General features: G+C 69.8%; 13 protein-coding genes, 1 tRNA gene and 1 riboswitch. Of the genes, 8 read left to right on the top strand and 6 right to left on the bottom strand.

The annotated features are described in order from the left end of the window. Nucleotides 1-316: 316 nt before the first annotated feature. Nucleotides 317-1123, bottom strand: coding sequence for a DUF881 domain-containing protein (locus B1205_RS06605; RefSeq protein ID WP_089154770.1), 807 nt, complete (start codon nt 1121-1123; stop codon nt 317-319). 229 nt (nt 1124-1352) lie between these two features. On the opposite strand from B1205_RS06605, the gene B1205_RS06600 reads away from it, so the two are divergent. From B1205_RS06600 to B1205_RS06580, 5 genes are all read left to right on the top strand, one after another. Beyond that, nucleotides 1353-1616 (top strand): cell division protein CrgA, encoded by a 264-nt coding sequence (locus B1205_RS06600; protein WP_089154769.1) that lies wholly within the window; start codon nt 1353-1355, stop codon nt 1614-1616. A 189-nt stretch (nt 1617-1805) separates the two neighbouring features. After that, on the top strand, nt 1806-4049 hold the full coding sequence (locus tag B1205_RS06595) for a (Fe-S)-binding protein (protein ID WP_089154768.1): 2244 nt from the start codon (nt 1806-1808) through the stop codon (nt 4047-4049). A 115-nt stretch (nt 4050-4164) separates the two neighbouring features. Then, the gene (locus tag B1205_RS06590) at nt 4165-5472 is read left to right on the top strand and encodes a hemolysin family protein (RefSeq protein WP_089154962.1); all 1308 of its coding nucleotides are present in this window, start codon (nt 4165-4167) and stop codon (nt 5470-5472) included. Continuing rightward, complete coding sequence (locus B1205_RS06585) at nt 5465-6469, top strand: hemolysin family protein (RefSeq protein ID WP_089154767.1); 1005 nt, start codon at nt 5465-5467, stop codon at nt 6467-6469. Before B1205_RS06590 ends, B1205_RS06585 begins: the two co-directional genes overlap by 8 nt. 180 nt (nt 6470-6649) lie before the next feature. After that, nucleotides 6650-7651: a C40 family peptidase gene (locus B1205_RS06580; RefSeq protein WP_176308446.1), complete on the top strand. Its 1002-nt coding sequence runs from the start codon at nt 6650-6652 to the stop codon at nt 7649-7651. A gap of 68 nt (nt 7652-7719) precedes the next feature. On the opposite strand, the gene B1205_RS06575 is transcribed toward B1205_RS06580, so the two are convergent. Further along, nucleotides 7720-9753, bottom strand: a complete 2034-nt coding sequence (locus tag B1205_RS06575; RefSeq protein WP_089154766.1) for an N-acetylmuramoyl-L-alanine amidase — start codon at nt 9751-9753, stop codon at nt 7720-7722. 211 nt (nt 9754-9964) lie between these two features. Then, a riboswitch (cyclic di-AMP (ydaO/yuaA leader) is annotated at nt 9965-10104 on the top strand. Nucleotides 10105-10114: 10 nt separating this feature from the next. On the opposite strand from B1205_RS06575, the gene B1205_RS06570 reads away from it, so the two are divergent. After that, on the top strand, nt 10115-11146 hold the full coding sequence (locus B1205_RS06570) for a C40 family peptidase (protein WP_089154765.1): 1032 nt from the start codon (nt 10115-10117) through the stop codon (nt 11144-11146). A 63-nt stretch (nt 11147-11209) separates the two neighbouring features. Here the strand turns inward: B1205_RS06570 and dcd are convergent, their stop codons facing one another. Beyond that, nucleotides 11210-11788, bottom strand: a complete 579-nt coding sequence (dcd, locus tag B1205_RS06565; protein WP_073826900.1) for a dCTP deaminase — start codon at nt 11786-11788, stop codon at nt 11210-11212. A 78-nt stretch (nt 11789-11866) separates the two neighbouring features. On the opposite strand from dcd, the gene B1205_RS06560 reads away from it, so the two are divergent. Next, nucleotides 11867-12412 carry a pyridoxamine 5'-phosphate oxidase family protein gene (locus tag B1205_RS06560; protein WP_089154764.1) on the top strand — a complete coding sequence of 182 codons (546 nt, stop codon included), beginning with the start codon at nt 11867-11869 and terminating at the stop codon, nt 12410-12412. 118 nt (nt 12413-12530) lie between these two features. On the opposite strand, the gene B1205_RS06555 is transcribed toward B1205_RS06560, so the two are convergent. After that, nucleotides 12531-13490: a zinc metalloprotease gene (locus B1205_RS06555; RefSeq protein WP_217809764.1), complete on the bottom strand. Its 960-nt coding sequence runs from the start codon at nt 13488-13490 to the stop codon at nt 12531-12533. Between the two features lie 167 nt (nt 13491-13657). Here B1205_RS06555 and B1205_RS06550 point away from each other — a divergent pair. Beyond that, nucleotides 13658-13731 (top strand) — tRNA-Gly (locus tag B1205_RS06550). Between the two features lie 89 nt (nt 13732-13820). Here B1205_RS06550 and B1205_RS30980 read toward each other — a convergent pair. Together B1205_RS30980 and B1205_RS30975 are read right to left on the bottom strand one after the other, a co-directional pair. Beyond that, on the bottom strand, nt 13821-13994 hold the full coding sequence (locus B1205_RS30980; protein ID WP_254909755.1) for a hypothetical protein: 174 nt from the start codon (nt 13992-13994) through the stop codon (nt 13821-13823). After that, entirely contained in the window at nt 13995-14252 is a 258-nt protein-coding gene (locus B1205_RS30975) for a hypothetical protein (protein WP_254909754.1), read from the bottom strand. It lies immediately after the preceding gene. Between the last annotated feature and the right edge of the window lie 1427 nt (nt 14253-15679).

Genomic DNA, 15679 nt, shown 5'->3' with positions numbered 1-15679 from the left:
CCCGGCGGGAACGCCGTGGCCTGGGGCGCGGTGCCCGGCGGGTGTGCGGTGGTCCGGGGCGCCGTGCCCGGCGGGTACGCCGCGGGCGGGGCGGCGGCCGGCGGACGGGCCTGGTGGACGGGCCGGGCGGGCGGTGGCGGGGCGCTTGGCTGGGTGGCGGGACCGCGTCGGGCCGGAGCGGAGTGGGCCGGACCGGTCTCCGGCCAGGGCAGGTCGAGCGGGGGCGGCGAGGTCGGGCGCTCGACCCTCGGGAGGAACGCGGTCGGCTCCTCGTGCCGATCGCGCCCGTGTCGGTCGGGCCCCCGGGGGTCGTCGGTCACCGGGGCACCGTCGCCGACCGCAACGCTGTGGAATCCTCGAACGCCGGCACGGTGACGGTGGAGACGCGCTCGACGTAGCCGAGCTGATAGTGGTCGGCCACTTCCTTGAACAACCGGACTCCCTCAGAGGCGGCGAGCGCCCGCTGGAACTGCGCGGGATCGCCGATGGCCACGATCTTGAAAGGAGGGGAGTAAACCCGGCCGTGCAGCAGCAGGGTGTTACCGACGCAGCGTACCGCGCTGGTGCTGAGCACGCGGACGTTCATGATGGACATGGCCTCCGCGCCGCCGGCCCAGAGCGCGTTCACGACCGCCTGCACGTCGCCCTGGTGCACGACCAGGTCGTCGTTGCTGGCACCCTTCGGCAGCGGATGGCCGGGGCCGAAGTCGGCGTCGTTCAACTCGATGCTGATCCCGGTGCCGGTGAGCGCGGTGAACCCGGCGGCCTGCCGGCTGGCGGCGGCCCGGTCCCGTTGCAGCTTGACCGGTCCGTCGGTGCCGGCCAGCGCGGCGGTCTGTTCCTCGACCTCGTCGCGCAGCCGGGCGGCCTTCGCCTCGCTGGCCGCGACCTGCTCGCGACGGTTCTCGATCAACTGGGTGAGCTGGGGCTTCCGGTCCTCGCGCAGCGCGGTGCCACCGGCCGTGGTCGCGGTGGTGGTGAAGAGCAGCCCGGCCGCGGCGGCGATCAGGGGTACGCCGACGGACCAGCCCGGGCGGCGTTGGCGTGCCCGCCGGGGCAGCAGGCCGACCACCGCGCGGCGGAGGACCTTCTGCCAGGAGGCGGCGCCGGACGTGTACTCCACCGGGCGTTTCCTTCCCCGTCGTCTCGTCGAGGCCCGCGCCGATGCGAACCGTCCTGCTCGGCCCGAAAAGTCCACTCTTTTCGGTCACTCCGTGCGCCGGCCTGATCCCGTTCGTGGCCTGAACGGTCCTTCCGGACTACGCTAGCTGTCGACATTATTGGCCATGGACCGTCGCCCCCGCGCCCGGTTGTCAGGCCGGACGAGGTCTTACCCCCCTCTGGAGAGCGTCGTGCCCAAGTCTCAGGTCCGCAAGAAGAAGGTGTACACCCCGCCGACGGACGTCCGCCCGACGGCGACGGCGGCGACGCGCAAGCCTAGCCCGATCTGGCTGCCGGTCACGGCGGTCGCGCTGATCGTCGTGGGCATCGGCTGGCTGGTGATCTACTACCTCTCCGAGCAGGCGTACCCGGTCGCCTCGTGGGGTTACTGGAACCTCGCGGTCGGCTTCGGCGCGATGGTCTCGTCGCTGATCCTGCTCTCCCGCTGGCGCTGACCGCGCGGGCCGGTCCGGCCCCGACGCGGTCCCCCGTCACCGTCACGCCGCCCCTGCCCGGCGCGCACGCGCCCGCACCCATAAGGTGTCCGGCAGGGCGGCGTGGCCGATGCGAGAAGACTCACGTTACCGCTGGGTAACCTTCCGCGTAGGCTGCATTGACAAGCAGCAGACCGGGAGGCCAACTCGATGGGCAGCGTCCAGATCGTCACCACGATCCTCGCGGCCGCCATCACCGCCGTGGCGGTGTGGCTCGCGGTGCGCGCGGTCATGAAGATGGCCGCCGTCATCCGGCTCGGGCAACCCGCGCCCGAGCGGTTCGGCGACAAGGGCGCCCGTACGCGGAAGATGCTGGTGGAGACCGCCGGGCACACCCGCATGTTGAAGTGGGGCGTGGTCGGGGCCGCGCACTGGTTCGTGATGGTCGGCTTCATCGTGCTGTCGCTGCTGGTGCTGGAGGCCTACTTCGAGGTGGTCACGCCCGGCGGCGGGCTGCCGATCATCGGGCACTGGACCGTCTTCGGCCTGGTCACCGAGTGGATCGGCATCCTCGGCCTGGTCGGCATCGTGGTGCTGATGGCGATCCGGCTGCGCAACCGGCCCACCCGCCCCGGCGGCCGGTCCCGGTTCACCGGCTCGACCATGTGGCAGGGCTACTTCGTCGAGTGGGTCGTGCTGCTCGTCCTGATCTTCGGCTTCGTCATCCGGGGCTTCAAGGTCGCCACCGACCACTTCGAGTACCCGGTCTGGGCCACCCCGCTGAGTCACGCGGTCGGCGCCGTGCTCCCGGACTGGTCGGCCGGGGTCAGCGTGGCCGCCCTCATCAAGATCGCCATCTCGATGACCTGGCTCATCGTGATCTCGCTGAACGTCACCATGGGCGTCGCCTGGCACCGGTTCCTGGCCTTCCCCAACATCTTCTTCAAGCGCGACCCTGCGAAGCCGGCCGGCTCCGGCCTGGGCCCGCTGCGCCCGATGACGAGCGAGGGCAAGCCGCTCGACTTCGAGGAGGCCGACCCGGAGTCCGACCAGTTCGGTGTCGCCCAGGTCGAGCAGTTCACCTGGAAGGGCCTGCTCGACTTCAGCACCTGCACCGAGTGCGGTCGCTGCCAGTCGCAGTGCCCGGCCTGGAACACCGGCAAGCCGCTGTCGCCCAAGCTGCTGGTGCTGAGCCTGCGCGACCACGCGTACGCCAAGGCGCCCTATCTGCTGGCCGGCGGCGGCAAGGACCTGACCGGCGAGGAGAAGGCCACCCAGGCCCAACTCGCCCACATGGACGTGCTGGCCCTCGCCGAGGCCGACCGGCCGCTGATCGGCACCGCCGAGGAGGGCGGCGTGATCGACCCGGACGTGCTCTGGTCCTGCACCACCTGCGGCGCCTGCGTCGAGCAGTGCCCGGTGGACATCGAGCACGTCGACCACATCGTCGACATGCGTCGCTACCAGGTGCTGATCGAGTCGAGCTTCCCGTCCGAGGCCGGCGTCATGCTGCGTAACCTGGAGAACAAGGGCAACCCGTGGGGCGCCCCGCAGAACACCCGCGAGGACTGGACCAAGGGCCTCGACTTCGAGGTGCCCCGGGTCGGCGAGGTCGACGACTTCGAATACCTCTTCTGGGTCGGCTGCGCCGGCGCATTCGAGGACCGGGCCAAGAAGACCACCCGCGCGGTGGCCACGCTGCTCAACGAGGCCGGCGTCTCCTTCGCCATCCTCGGCGAGGGCGAGACCTGCTCCGGCGACCCGGCCCGCCGGATCGGCAACGAGTTCGTCTTCCAGATGCTCGCTCAGCAGAACGTCGAGACGTTGAACGAGGCGTTCGACGGCCGGGAGAAGAACAAGCGCAAGATCGTCGCCACCTGCCCGCACTGCTTCAACACGCTGGGCAACGAGTACGGCCAGCTGGGCGGCGAGTTCGAGGTGGTGCACCACACGCAGCTCCTGGCTCACCTGGTCAGCGCCGGCAAGCTCACCCCGGTGCAGCCGGTCGACGGTGGCGTGACCTACCACGACCCCTGCTACCTGGGCCGGCACAACCGGATCTTCGCCGCCCCGCGGGAGGTGTTGGGCAGTGCCATCGGAGATGGCCGCGGTGGCGCAGCCTCCGATTCCGGTGCAGGCCGCGACAGCGGCCTCGTCGAGATGCCGCGCAACAGCGAGCGCTCCTTCTGCTGCGGCGCCGGCGGCGCGCGGATGTGGATGGAGGAGAAGATCGGCAAGCGGATCAACGTGGACCGGGTCGAGGAGGCCATGTCCACCGGCGCGAAGACCATCGCGGTCGGCTGCCCGTTCTGCTCGACCATGCTCAACGACGGCGTGAACGGCAAGGGCGCGGGCGAGGACGTCGAGGTGGTCGACGTGGCCAGCGTGCTGCTGCGCTCGGTGAAGCCGGCGGCATCGGCCGGCGAGAAGGAGACCGCTTCGGCGGCCGGCTGAGGCGTACCCCGGCGGGAAGCCGGACCACGACGGCGGCGGCACCTGTGCGGTGCTGCCGCCGTCGCCGTCCCGTGCCACAATCACGCCCATCGACGGCCCGCTGGTTCTCACGCTCCTGCCCCTGGTCGGCTTCGTGCTGCTGACCGCCGGCAACGCCTTCTTCGTCGCGGCCGAGTTCGCTCTGGTCACCGTCGACCGCGCGGAGATCGACCGGCGGGCCGGCGAGGGCGACGGCCGCGCCGCCACGGTCCGCCGCGCGCTGCGGGACCTGTCCTTTCAGCTCTCCGGCGCCCAGCTCGGGATCACCATCACCGCGCTGCTCACCGGCTACCTGGCCGAACCCGCCCTGGCCCGGCTGGTCGCGCCGGTGCTGCACCCGTTCGGCGGGGCGGAACGCTTCACCGGGCTGCTCGCGCTGGCCCTGGCCACGCTCGTCTCGATGCTCTTCGGTGAGCTGGTGCCGAAGAACCTCGCGCTGGCCCGGCCGATGCCGGCCGCGCTGGCCACGGCCGCGCCGATGCGCGCGTTCTCCCGCACGTTCGGCTGGCTGATCCGGCTGCTCAACGACTCCGCCAACCGGTTGGTCCGCCGGCTCGGCGTGGAGCCGCAGGAGGAGCTGGCCAGCGCCCGCTCGCCGGAGGAGCTGGGGCTGCTGGCGGCGATCTCGGCGCGTGCCGGCGCGCTGCCGCCGGACACCGCGATGCTGCTGCGCCGCACCATCCGCTTCGGCGACAAGCGGGCCGCCGAGGCGATGACGCCCCGGGTGGACGTGGTGGCGCTGCGCGCCACCGCCTCCGTGGCCGAGCTGCTGGACCTGGCCCGGCGGACCGGCCGGACCCGGTTTCCGGTGTACGAGGAGACGCTCGACCTGGTGACCGGCGTCGCCGGGGTGCCCGACGCGCTCGGGGTGCCGCTGGCCCGCCGGGCCGTCACCACCGTGGCCGCGGTCGCCCGCGAGCCGGTGTACGTGCCGGAGAGCCTGGACCTGGACGGGGTGCTGGCCGCGCTCAAGGACGCCGGCGCGGACCTGGCCATAGTGGTCGACGAGTACGGCGGCACCGACGGCGTGGTGACCGTGGAGGACCTGGTCGAGGAGCTGGTCGGGGAAATCGCCGACGAGTTCGACCCGGCCGCGGTGGACGACCTCGGGCCGGTGGAGCTGACCGTGCCCGGCGGCGAGCGGACCGTCCTGGTCGACGGTGTGCTGCGCGCCGACGAGCTGGGCGAGCAGACCGGCTTCGGGCTGCCCGAGGGGCCGTACGAGACGCTGGGCGGCTTCCTGATGGCCCGGCTCGGGCACATCCCGGTTCCCGGTGAGACGGTCGATGAGGCCGGCTACGAGTTCACCGTGGTGGAGGTCGACCGGCACCGGATCGAGCAGGTCCGGGTGGTCCGCCCCGAGGAGCCCGACGACGGTGCCTGAGCTGCTGGTCGCCCTGGTGTTGCTGCTCGGCAACGGGTTCTTCGTGGGCAGTGAGTTCGCGTTGATCGCGTCCCGGCGTACGGTGATCGAACCGCTCGCGGCGACGTCGAAGCGGGCCCGCTGGGCGCTCGCCGCGATGAACCAGATCCCGCTGATGATCGCCGGTGCGCAGCTCGGCATCACGGTCTGCTCGCTCGGCCTGGGCGCGATCGCCGAGCCGGCGCTGGCGCACCTGCTGGAGACGCCGTTCGAGACGCTGGGGCTGCCGGTTTCGGCGGTGCACCCGGTGGCCTTCGTGATCGCGCTGGCCGTGGTGGTGTTCCTGCACACCGTGGTCGGCGAGATGGTGCCGAAAAACATCACGCTGGCCGGTCCGGAGCCCTCGGCGCTCTGGCTCGGCCCGGCCATGCTCGCGTTCTGCCTGGCCACCAAGCCGCTGCTGCTGGCGATGAAGTGGTCGGCCCGGCAGGTGCTGCGGTGGTGGCGGGTGGAGGCGACGGACGCGGTGAAGACGGTGTTCACCGCGCAGGAGTTGGCCGGCCTGGTGTCGCAGGCGCGGACCGAGGGGTTGCTCGACGCCGAGGAGCACGCCCGGATCACCGGCGCGCTCGCCCTGCACAGCCGTACCGCGGCCGACGCGCTGCAACCGTGGTCGACGGTGACCACGGTGGCCGAGGACGTCTCACCGGCCTCGCTGGAGGTGCTGGCGACCCGCACCGGCCGCTCGCGCTTCCCGGTGGTGCAGCGGACCACCCGCCGGGTGCTCGGCTTCGTCCACGTCAAGGACGTGCTCGGGTACGCGGGCGCGAGCCGTCGGGCTCCGGTGCCGGTCGAGGTCTACCGGCCGCTGGCCGTGGTGCCGCCGGACCGTACGCTGGCCGATCTGCTGCTGGCGATGCGCCGCGAGCGCCGGCACATGGTGCTGGTCAGCGACGGCCGGCGTCCCCTCGGCGTGGTGACGCTCGACGACGTATTGACGGCGGTCATGGGCAAGTGACCGGACACCGTTGGTGGGCAACCGATTGCGGAAACGTGATGGAACCACGGGTCGCCTTGATTCCACCCCGGTGCTTTCCCTAATGTGAGGCACCGACCGCTGTGGGTCGTCCGCCTCGATCTTCCCTCTCGCGAGGCGCCCGCCCGGTCGGTTGCAAAGGAGTCCGTGCCGGTGGCAACCATGCCCCCTGAACGTCACGCCCCGAGCGCTCCACCCGGCCGGCCGGCCGGGTTCCACCGGGTGGTACGCCGTCTGGTCACCCTGGTCGCGGCCGTCGCGGTCGGTGCCGGGATGCTGGCGGCCCCGGCGCACGCGGCGCCCTCGGTGGACGAGATCGACGCGCAGATCGACAAGCAGTGGGAGAAGCTGGAACCCACGATCGAGCAGTACAACAAGGTCCGCTCCCAGCTCAAGGTCAACAAGAAGAAGTCCGCGGACCTGCAAAGGAAGATGGTTCCGCTGGAGCTGGCCTCGACGCTGGCGATGAACAAGGTCGGCGACATCGCCGCCCGCTACTACATGCGCGGCCCGTCGCAGGAGGTGGGCGCGCTGCTGGTGAGCACCAAGCCGGGCACGCTGGCCGAGCAGCTCGTGATGCTCGACCGGATCGCCGACGACCAGCGCCGGCAGATCGCCAGCGTGCTCGCGGCCCGCGACAAGTTCAACGCGCAGAAGCAGAAGCTGGACGCGCTGATCGCGACCGAGGTCAAGCAGGAGGCCCAGCTCGCCTCGCAGAAGAAGCAGATCGACGCCGAGATCAAGCGGCTGACCGGCCTGCTGCCGGTCACCTCGATCCGTCCGGCCGGCTGCCCGGCCATCGACGGTGTGGTCAGCAGCGCCGCGCGTACCGCGATCAAGACCGCGTGCGCCCAGGTCGGCGACCCGTACGTGTGGGGTGCCACCGGCCCGAACTCGTTCGACTGTTCCGGCCTGACGCAGTACGCGTACAAGGCGGCGGGCATCTCGCTCACGCACTTCACCGGCGCACAGTGGAACGAGGGCCGCAAGGTTTCCCGCTCCGAGGCAAGACCGGGTGACCTGGTCTTCTTCGGCAGCGACCTGCACCACGTCGGGCTCTATCTCGGCAACGGGGTGATGGTGCACGCCCCACGGACCGGCAAACCGGTCCAGGTGTCGAGCATCAGCACCATGCCGATTGCCGGCTTCGTCCGGGTGGGCTGACCCGGCCCCGATCGACGGAAAGGCCCCCGGTCCACGCGGACCGGGGGCCTTCGGCGTGTCGTGGGCCGCTAGCGCGGTGCGCCGACCGGCGACGGCAGGATCAGCACGTCGTCGAGGTTCACGTACATGACCCGGTGGCCGAACTGGACCTGCACGTACCGGTTCTTGCCCCGGACCACGGTCCGGTCACCCGGTGCGGAGCCGTCGAACGAGACCGCCCGGTAGTACTCGCCCGGCAGCACCCCGCCCACCGCGTACCGCTGGCCGGCGGCGAACGTGTACTGGAGCGGGGAGATGGTCTGGTACGGGATGGTGTCCGGGTAGGCGGCCTGCTCCGGGTAGGCGCGGCCGTACACCGGAATGGTGGCCTTGCCGGGCCGGGGCGTCACCACGAAGCCGGTGGCCCACTTCGCGGTGGGTGCCCAGGCGGGGTTGTGGAACCACGCCTTCTGGCCGAGGTACCAGATCGCCGTCCAGTCACCCTGCCGGCCGGCGAGCGCGTACGTCTGGCCGGCGGAGGCGCGGGCGCCGTGGTCCGAGATGTACATCGTGTCCGGCGTGCCGTCCGGGCGCAGCCCGAGGTCGTTGACGAGCGGCGCGTCCGGGCTCGGGGCGCTGCGCAGGATCACCGCGGAGGAACCGCGCGACGGGCACGGCGCGGCCGGCGGGGTGGGCGTCGGGACACCCGGCGGCTGCTGGTTGCAGCCGACGAACGCCGGCCGGTTGGTGGCGAAGTCCGGGTCGATGGTGACCAGCCCGGTACGGGCGGTGCCGGTGGTCCGGAACGGCGCCTTCATCAGGTCGAAGTAGTGCGACCAGTCCCAGTAGGGCCCCGGGTCCCAGTGCATGCCGCCCACCGCCGCGGCGGTGATGCCGGACACGTTGTCGTGCCCGATGATGTGCTGCCGGTCCAGCGGGATGCCGAACTTGAGCGCCAAGTGGCGGACCAGCTTGGCCGACGCCCGGTACATCGCCTCGGTGTACCAGGTGCCCTGCCCGGCGAAGCCCTCGTGCTCCAACCCGATGGACTTGGCGTTGACGTACCAGTTGCCGGCGTGCCAGCCGACGTCCTTGGTCTTGACGTGCTGGGCGACGTAGCCGTCCACCGAGCGCAGCGTGTAGTGCCAGGCCAGGTAGTCGGCCCGCTTCACCAGGTCGACGCTGGGGTCGAAGTAGCCCTCGGTGTCGTGGATGACGATGTACTCGATCTTCTGCTGCTTCGGCCGGTCGGCGAGGTCGTGGTTGCCGTAGTCACCCGGGTCCGCGCTGAGCTGCTCGTACGGGGCGGGGATCCACTCGCAGGCCAGCCGCACCGGGCACTCCACCCCGTCGGGCCGTGCGGCGTTGCGCAGGCCGAGCCGGGCCAGCCCGGACCGGTCCGGGCGCGCGGCGGTGGCGGCCAGCGTGACCCGCTGCCCGTCGTCGGTGGTCCGGGCCGCGCCCTGGTCGAGCTGGTCGTAGACCTCGTCGGCGAAGGCCGCCGCCGCGTCGGAGGTGTCCGCGCCGGAGTAGCGGGCCACCGCGCCGTACCAGGCCGCCGGGTCGCTGCCGGCGCCGACCGGCCCGCCCAGTGCCTTCTGGTACGAGGCGAGCAGCGCCGCGCCACCGCGGATGTTCGCGGCCGGGTCGGTGCGCAGCGTCTGCGCGTCGAGCCCGGTGAGCGCCGCGGCGGTGTCGAGCGTCTGGAGCGAGGCGCGCGGCAGCGGGGTCTCCCGCGTCGGCGCGGCGGCGGTGGCCGGGTCGAGGCGGAGCGGCCGGGAGTCGTCGCCGCGCGGGTCCTCGTCCTCGTCGACGTGACCGCTGCCCCGCGTGGCGAGGACGTGCGCGGCGTCGGTCAGGTGCATCGGGCCGTAGCCGCCGCTGGTGCTGGGCTGGCCGGGGTGCGCGTCCCAGCGGGACTCCAGGTAGGAGACGCCGAGGAGCACGTTCTGCGGTACGCCGTACGCGGTCGCGGCGGCGGCGTACTGCTCCTGCCGGTCGGCGGCGGTCCCGACCGTCGCCGGCGCCGCGGTCACCGGTCCGGTGGTCGCCAGCGCGGTGGCTGTGGCCACGGCGGCGGCGAGCAGTATCCTTCTCGCCGACGGCGAGGATGAGAGGTGCATCGAACCTCCTGGACAGGGATGGGGGTCACTGCGTTTCCCACCCTCGCTCCGCGCACCCACGGGGGTCAATAGCTTTCCGGAAGACAATCAGACGTGAAAGATAATTTCGCGTACGGAGTGTCACGGCCATTCGGTTGCGGATCGATAACGGCATTCCCTACGCTGGTCAATCGTCGGACCGCCAGTCTCACCGTCCAACCCGGTCGGTGACGGTACGACACCGCCGAGTCGCCCACGGGCGAGCCGGGGAACCAGGTAACCGGGGTGAATCCGCAGGCCACTGCGGTAGGGCGGTCCCCTTCCCGCCCGAACCCGTCAGCTAACCCGGTAGGCGGTCCCGAAGAAGGAGTACCGACGCCCGGTGGCACACCATGCCCCGCGGCCGCCGTCGCACCGGTCGAACGACCGGTCCACGGTTGTGCCGCGTTCCCGCTGGTCCCGCTTCACCACCACACTCGCCGCCCTGGTCGGCACCGCGGTCGTCCTGACCGGCGGCGCCACGGCGGCCCACGCCGGACCCTCGGTCACCGAGATCGAGGCCCAGATCGACCGCGACTGGAACCGGCTCGAACCCGTCATCGAGCAGGTCAACGCCGTACGCGAGCAGCTCGCGGTGCGGCGGAGGCAGGCCGACGCGCTCGGTGCGCAGATCGCCCCGCTCCAGGCCCGGGTGGACGCCGCGCTCGGCCAGGTCGGCGGGCTCGCCGCCGACGCGTACAAGGGCGACAACCTCTCCACCGTCAACGCGCTGCTGGGCAGCCGCACGTCGGGTGACCTGGTCACCGGCCTGGAACTGCTCGACCGGTTCGCACACCACCAGCAGGAGCAGGTACGTACCGTCGCCGAGCTGCGCGACGAACTGGCGGCCAGGAAGAAGCCGCTGGACGGGATGGTCGCCGACCTGACCCGTACCGAGGCCCGGCTCGCGGCGAAGAAGAAGCAGATCGACGCCGAGATCGCCCGGTTGCAGAAGCTGCGCCTCAAGGCGTACGGCAACGGCGGCGGCGGTCCGCTGCGCCCCGCGCCTTGCCCCGCCGGGTATCCCGGCGGCCCGGCCGGCGTCGCGGTGAAGTTCGCCTGCGCCCAGATCGGCAAGATCTACGTCTGGGGCGCGGCCGGGCCGGATCACTTCGACTGCTCCGGGCTGACCATGGCCGCCTGGGCGAAGGCCGGCGTCCCGCTGCCGCACAACGCCCGCCAGCAGCACGGCGTCACGACCCGGGTCGGCCGCGCCGAGCTGCGCGCCGGCGACCTGGTCTTCTACTACGGCGACCTGCACCATGTGGGGATGTACGTCGGCGACGGCTGGGTGGTGCACGCCTCCCAGTCCGGCAAGCCCATAACGATGAAGCGCCTCGACGACGGCGACATCAACAGCTACGGCCGCGTGTAAGGAGGGGGCCCCTGTTAACGCATTCTGCATAGCAGGGGGCCCCGCTTAACAACGGCGGGTGGCTCAGCGCGTGGGCCAGGTGCGCCAGCTCTGCCAGGAGCGGCTCGGCGTGGGGCCGCGCTGGCCCTGGTAACGCGAACCGTAGACGGCCGAACCGTACGGGTGCTCGGCCGGCGACGAGAGCCGGAAGATGCAGAGCTGACCGATCTTCATGCCCGGCCAGAGCGTGATCGGCAGGTTCGCCACGTTGGACAGCTCCAGCGTGACGTGGCCGGAGAAGCCCGGGTCGATGAAGCCGGCCGTCGAGTGGGTGAGCAGGCCGAGCCGCCCCAGCGAGGACTTGCCTTCCAGCCGGCCCGCGAGCTGGTCGCCCAGCGAGATCACCTCCAGCGTGGAGGCGAGCACGAACTCGCCCGGGTGCAGCACGAAGGGCTGGCCCTCCGGCACCTCCACCATCGATGTCAGGTCGTCCTGCTGCACGGACGGATCGATGTGGGTGTAGAGGTGGTTGTTGAAGACCCGGAAGAGCCGGTCCAGGCGTACGTCGATGCTGGACGGCTGCACCAGCGTGGGCTCGAAGGGCTCCAGCGCGAGCGTGCCCGCCTTGATCTCGGAGACCAGGTCGCGGTCGGAGAGCAGCATCGCAACACCATAGCGACCGGCGTCGGTGACCTGCGTGTCGGACTGCATTCTCGTACACCTGTTCGATAGGATGTCGGCATGGCTTCCTGGACCGAATTCGCCGCCGACGAGCCCCGTCTCGCCGACGAGATCCGCCTCCTGATGCAGCAGTACGGGCCGGGCTTCGGCTACCTGGCCACGGTCCGCGCCGACGGCGGCCCCCGGGTGCACCCGGTCTCCCCGGTGATCACCGACGACGGGCTCTGGTGCTTCGTCGTCGACTCGCCGAAGTGCCGCGATCTCGAACGCGACGGCCGTTACGCGTTGCACTCCTTCCCACCGGAGGAGAGCGACGACGAGGCGTACGTGGCGGGGCGGGCCTGCCCGGTGACCGACCCGATCACGGTGGCCCGCCTGGCCCGGATCGGTCGGGCCGCGCCGCGGAGTGACTGGAGGCTGTTCGAGTTCACGGTCGACGTGGCGATGCTGACCCGGCGCGACTCGGTGGCCCGCCCCGGCGCCGGCCGACCGCAGGTGCGCCTCTGGCTCGACCCCGAGGGGGCCGCGCCGGCCCGGACCGATCCGCTCGCCGCCGATGGTCGGCGCGGCCGGCACGGCTTCGACACCCGCCGCTCGGCCGCCTGACCCGGGCCCGCGTCGACGGGAACCGGCCCGGTCCGAGGCCACGGCCGGCAGATCCGAAACGACCGGTGCCGGCCCCGTCCGAGGACAGGGCCGGCACCGGTACGCGTGGTGCGATGGGTCAGGCCGCGCGGTACGCGTTCCACGCGGTGAGCATGCGGCTCGCCTGGCCGGCGGTGAACTGGTACATGCAGGAGTCGTACGTGTAGTCCATGAAGTTGTTGATCGGGTCCTTGCCGGTGGTGGAGCAGGTGTCCCGACCGGTCGGGCACTGGTAGGCCGGGGACGCCTCGGCCGGGGTGTCGGAGACGCCGTCACCCGAGCCCGAGCAGCCACCCTGGAAGGTGTGGTAGAGGTTCAGCCAGTGGCCGATCTCGTGCGTGCCGGTGTCGCCCTGGTTGTAGTTGGTCGCCGTGCCGCCGGGCAGTGACTCGTTGAGCACGACCACGCCGTCCATCTTGTCCAGCGTCTGCTTCGGGAAGGTCGCCCAGCCGAGCAGGCCGTCGCTCAGCTCACCGAGGTAGATGTTGAGCGTGTTCTTGCCGCCCTCGCGCAGCGAGGTCTTCATCGAGCGCTCGGCCGAGGAGCCCTGCACGATCGGGTACCAGGACGTGTTGGTCACGCGGTTGATCTTCGTGAGCTGGAAGCCGAACGCGGTGGCGGCGCCGCCGGTCGAGCCCGCGTACGCCTGGTTGAGCACGCTGATCTGCTGGGTGATCAGCGAGTCCGGGATGTTGCCGCCGGCCCGGGTGCTGTTCTCCTGGATGACGTGCACGACGACCGGGATGGTCACGGTGGCCAGCGGCGCGACGGGACCGGTCCGGAAGTTGGCCCGGGCGCGCTGCGCGGCGGCCAGGTCGGCCTCGCGCTCGCGTACCTGCTTGGCGGTCAGCTCGTTCGGGTCGAGCTTGGCGTTGCCGCCCTTCGCGACGCGGGCGTTCGCGTGGGCGTCGGCCGGCTCGGCGCAGACGCCGGCCGGGGCGGCCGAGAAGGCCGAGGCAGCGGGGACGACGCCGACGGCGGCGGTGCTCAGCAGCAGCGCGAGGGTCGACGTCGCGACACCGGCGGTGCGCCGGGTCANGTGTCACGCCGGGTCGGAAACGTGGGGCTGACGTTACATCGCATCGACCAATTTGAGAACGTCCATATGTTGCCGACGTGCAACTTCTCTTGATCGACTCATGCGCGCCGGGCGTGGGGGTGCCTGGGTGCGCGGGGACGGTGACCTCAGGTACAGTGGTGCCGCCTGCGGGTGTAGTTCAATGGCAGAACATCAGCTTCCCAAGCTGACAGTGCGGGTTCGATTCCCGTCACCCGCTCCACGTGCGAAGGCCCTGGTCAGGACAGATGTCCCGCCAGGGCTTCCGTGGTTCTAGGTCATGCTGAAACAGGGATGGGCCATTAGTGGGCCTTAGTTCGCCTCGGCGGCCGGTCCGTCGCCCTCGGCAACCCGCTTGACCTTGCGCTTGCTCGGCTTGCACCGGGCCGCCTTGACGGCCTTGTCGATCGCGTCGGCGATGCCCTGGTCGGCCTCCCGGTTGGCGTGCTGGTAGATCAGCGCGGCGCGCGGGCTGTCGTGCCCCATTCAGGCCATGATGTCGCGCAGGCTTGTGCCTGGTGCCCGCGACGCGAGGGTGTTGCCGGTGTGCCGCAGGTCGTGGAAGTGCAAACCGGGAACGCCCACGGCGGCGACCGCCTCGGGCCACGTGACCAGCTTGTTGAAGTTGCCGCGCCAGAGGTTCCGGCCGCTCTCGCCGGTGAACACGAACGTCTCGGGTGCCTCGCCGACGTAGCTGCCCATGTGCTGTTCCAGCACGGGTAGTGCCGCCTTGGGCAGGGCCACGGTCCGCGCGCCGGCGTTGAGGCAGTGCCCATCGAAACCGTCACTCGGTCGATCCTGTTGACCGACGGAGCGGCAAGGCTCGTGCGGATATTCAATGACGTTAGCTGGAGGGAAATGCTTGAGGTTGCTGAAAGATCAAGGGCCAAGTAAGGTGCTTCGGCGAGTACGGCAACTCGAAGAGTCCGATCCGGTCGCTCTTCGGTGGTCGCGCAACAAGAAGAGTGATGACGCCACGCTCGTATACGTAGCAGACCCTCGATAGTTCCCAAGCCTCGTCTCCGTCAGCATATTAAGCGGAACTACCCCAAGTTAGATACGTTGTCCCTTCTGGGCTCGCCTCCACCTAGCGTTGGCATTGGTTAGTGCACGGGCGGGAAACTGCGCGACAAGGGTACTGAGCTGCAGCGGACTGTGCGTCAGGCCAATTGAGCAGGGAGCGACAAAGTAAAACATGTAGCAGGGTGTCAGCGACAACTACAGCAGCGATGATGGTCGGGTGATCTAAACGATCGCCGCTGATTCTACTTAGCATTCTGAATAATCGCACCAACGATCGCGCCGACGATGCCGCCACTTACCGCGAGAACAGCGCCGAACACCGTTGTCACTATCAAGCGGGCGGAGTCCGACTTCACGGCAGAGTGCTCNATTTGTCTACGGCGAAGACCGCATCTATCCCAAATTCGGTTGACCTCTCGTCCAATATCCGTCGCGCGGCCAGCCAATCCCTCTTAACCGCCTCTACCTCCGCCAGAACGATCCACAGGGATGACGTTATCTCGGCTGCCTTGATGCGTTCTTGTCGAACAGTTCGATGATGACGCATTCGTTGCCAAGTGGAATCTCTCATCCTCGCCACTTTGGCATAATCCAGGGCTAGTAAGGTGTCGATGCTTTCGCGCGCGAACCGCTCCAGGTCGATAACGTACCTGGCATAATTTTTGTATAGCGCAAAGAATCGCATCGTAAACCACAGGTCGCGTGATACCCGCTTTACAACCGCCTGCCCGTCAGGCTCGGCGTGAACATGCGCGACTACGCTGTTGCTCCTGTAAGTTCGGAACCCATCTCGATAAGTATCAGGATGAGCCGTGCATGTCTCCACGCCAATAACGGGATGTGCGAATAGATTAGAGCATCCTGGCTCGCATGCCTGGAGGTAGAAGCCGAACCCTGCGGCCCTGGCTGCATCCTGAATTACGTCGATAACGACGTGGCCTCCAGATTGGGGGGGCCTCTTATCCGTTGTGGGCCAAGCGACGACGCAGAGTACTCCGTCCCAAGCCACCCAGTATGAATCACTCGGGACATCATTCGAATCTTTGAACGGCGGTTGGTTTCTAATTGGAACAGTTACTTTAAAGATTAAGCACTCGGAAAGTTTGATGCCGTAAAACTTATTGTGGCTTGCGGTGAATTCCTTGGCA

This window comes from Micromonospora sp. NBS 11-29 (assembly GCF_002140155.1).
In the GTDB taxonomy this organism is placed as follows: domain Bacteria; phylum Actinomycetota; class Actinomycetes; order Mycobacteriales; family Micromonosporaceae; genus Micromonospora.
The sequence above is the reverse complement of the archived record's forward strand: the minus strand, read 5'-3'. Positions and strand labels throughout refer to the sequence as shown.

What these genes read in the sequence shown, in the direction of transcription:
- B1205_RS06595 (WP_089154768.1), top strand. Translation starts at nt 1,806, where the DNA reads ATGGGCAGCGTCCAGATCGTCACCACGATCCTCGCGGCCGCCATCACC.
- B1205_RS06580 (WP_176308446.1), top strand. Translation starts at nt 6,650, where the DNA reads ATGCCCCCTGAACGTCACGCCCCGAGCGCTCCACCCGGCCGGCCGGCC.
- B1205_RS06575 (WP_089154766.1), bottom strand. Translation starts at nt 9,753, where the DNA reads ATGCACCTCTCATCCTCGCCGTCGGCGAGAAGGATACTGCTCGCCGCC.
- dcd (WP_073826900.1), bottom strand. Translation starts at nt 11,788, where the DNA reads ATGCTGCTCTCCGACCGCGACCTGGTCTCCGAGATCAAGGCGGGCACG.
- B1205_RS06560 (WP_089154764.1), top strand. Translation starts at nt 11,867, where the DNA reads ATGGCTTCCTGGACCGAATTCGCCGCCGACGAGCCCCGTCTCGCCGAC.
- B1205_RS30980 (WP_254909755.1), bottom strand. Translation starts at nt 13,994, where the DNA reads ATGGGGCACGACAGCCCGCGCGCCGCGCTGATCTACCAGCACGCCAAC.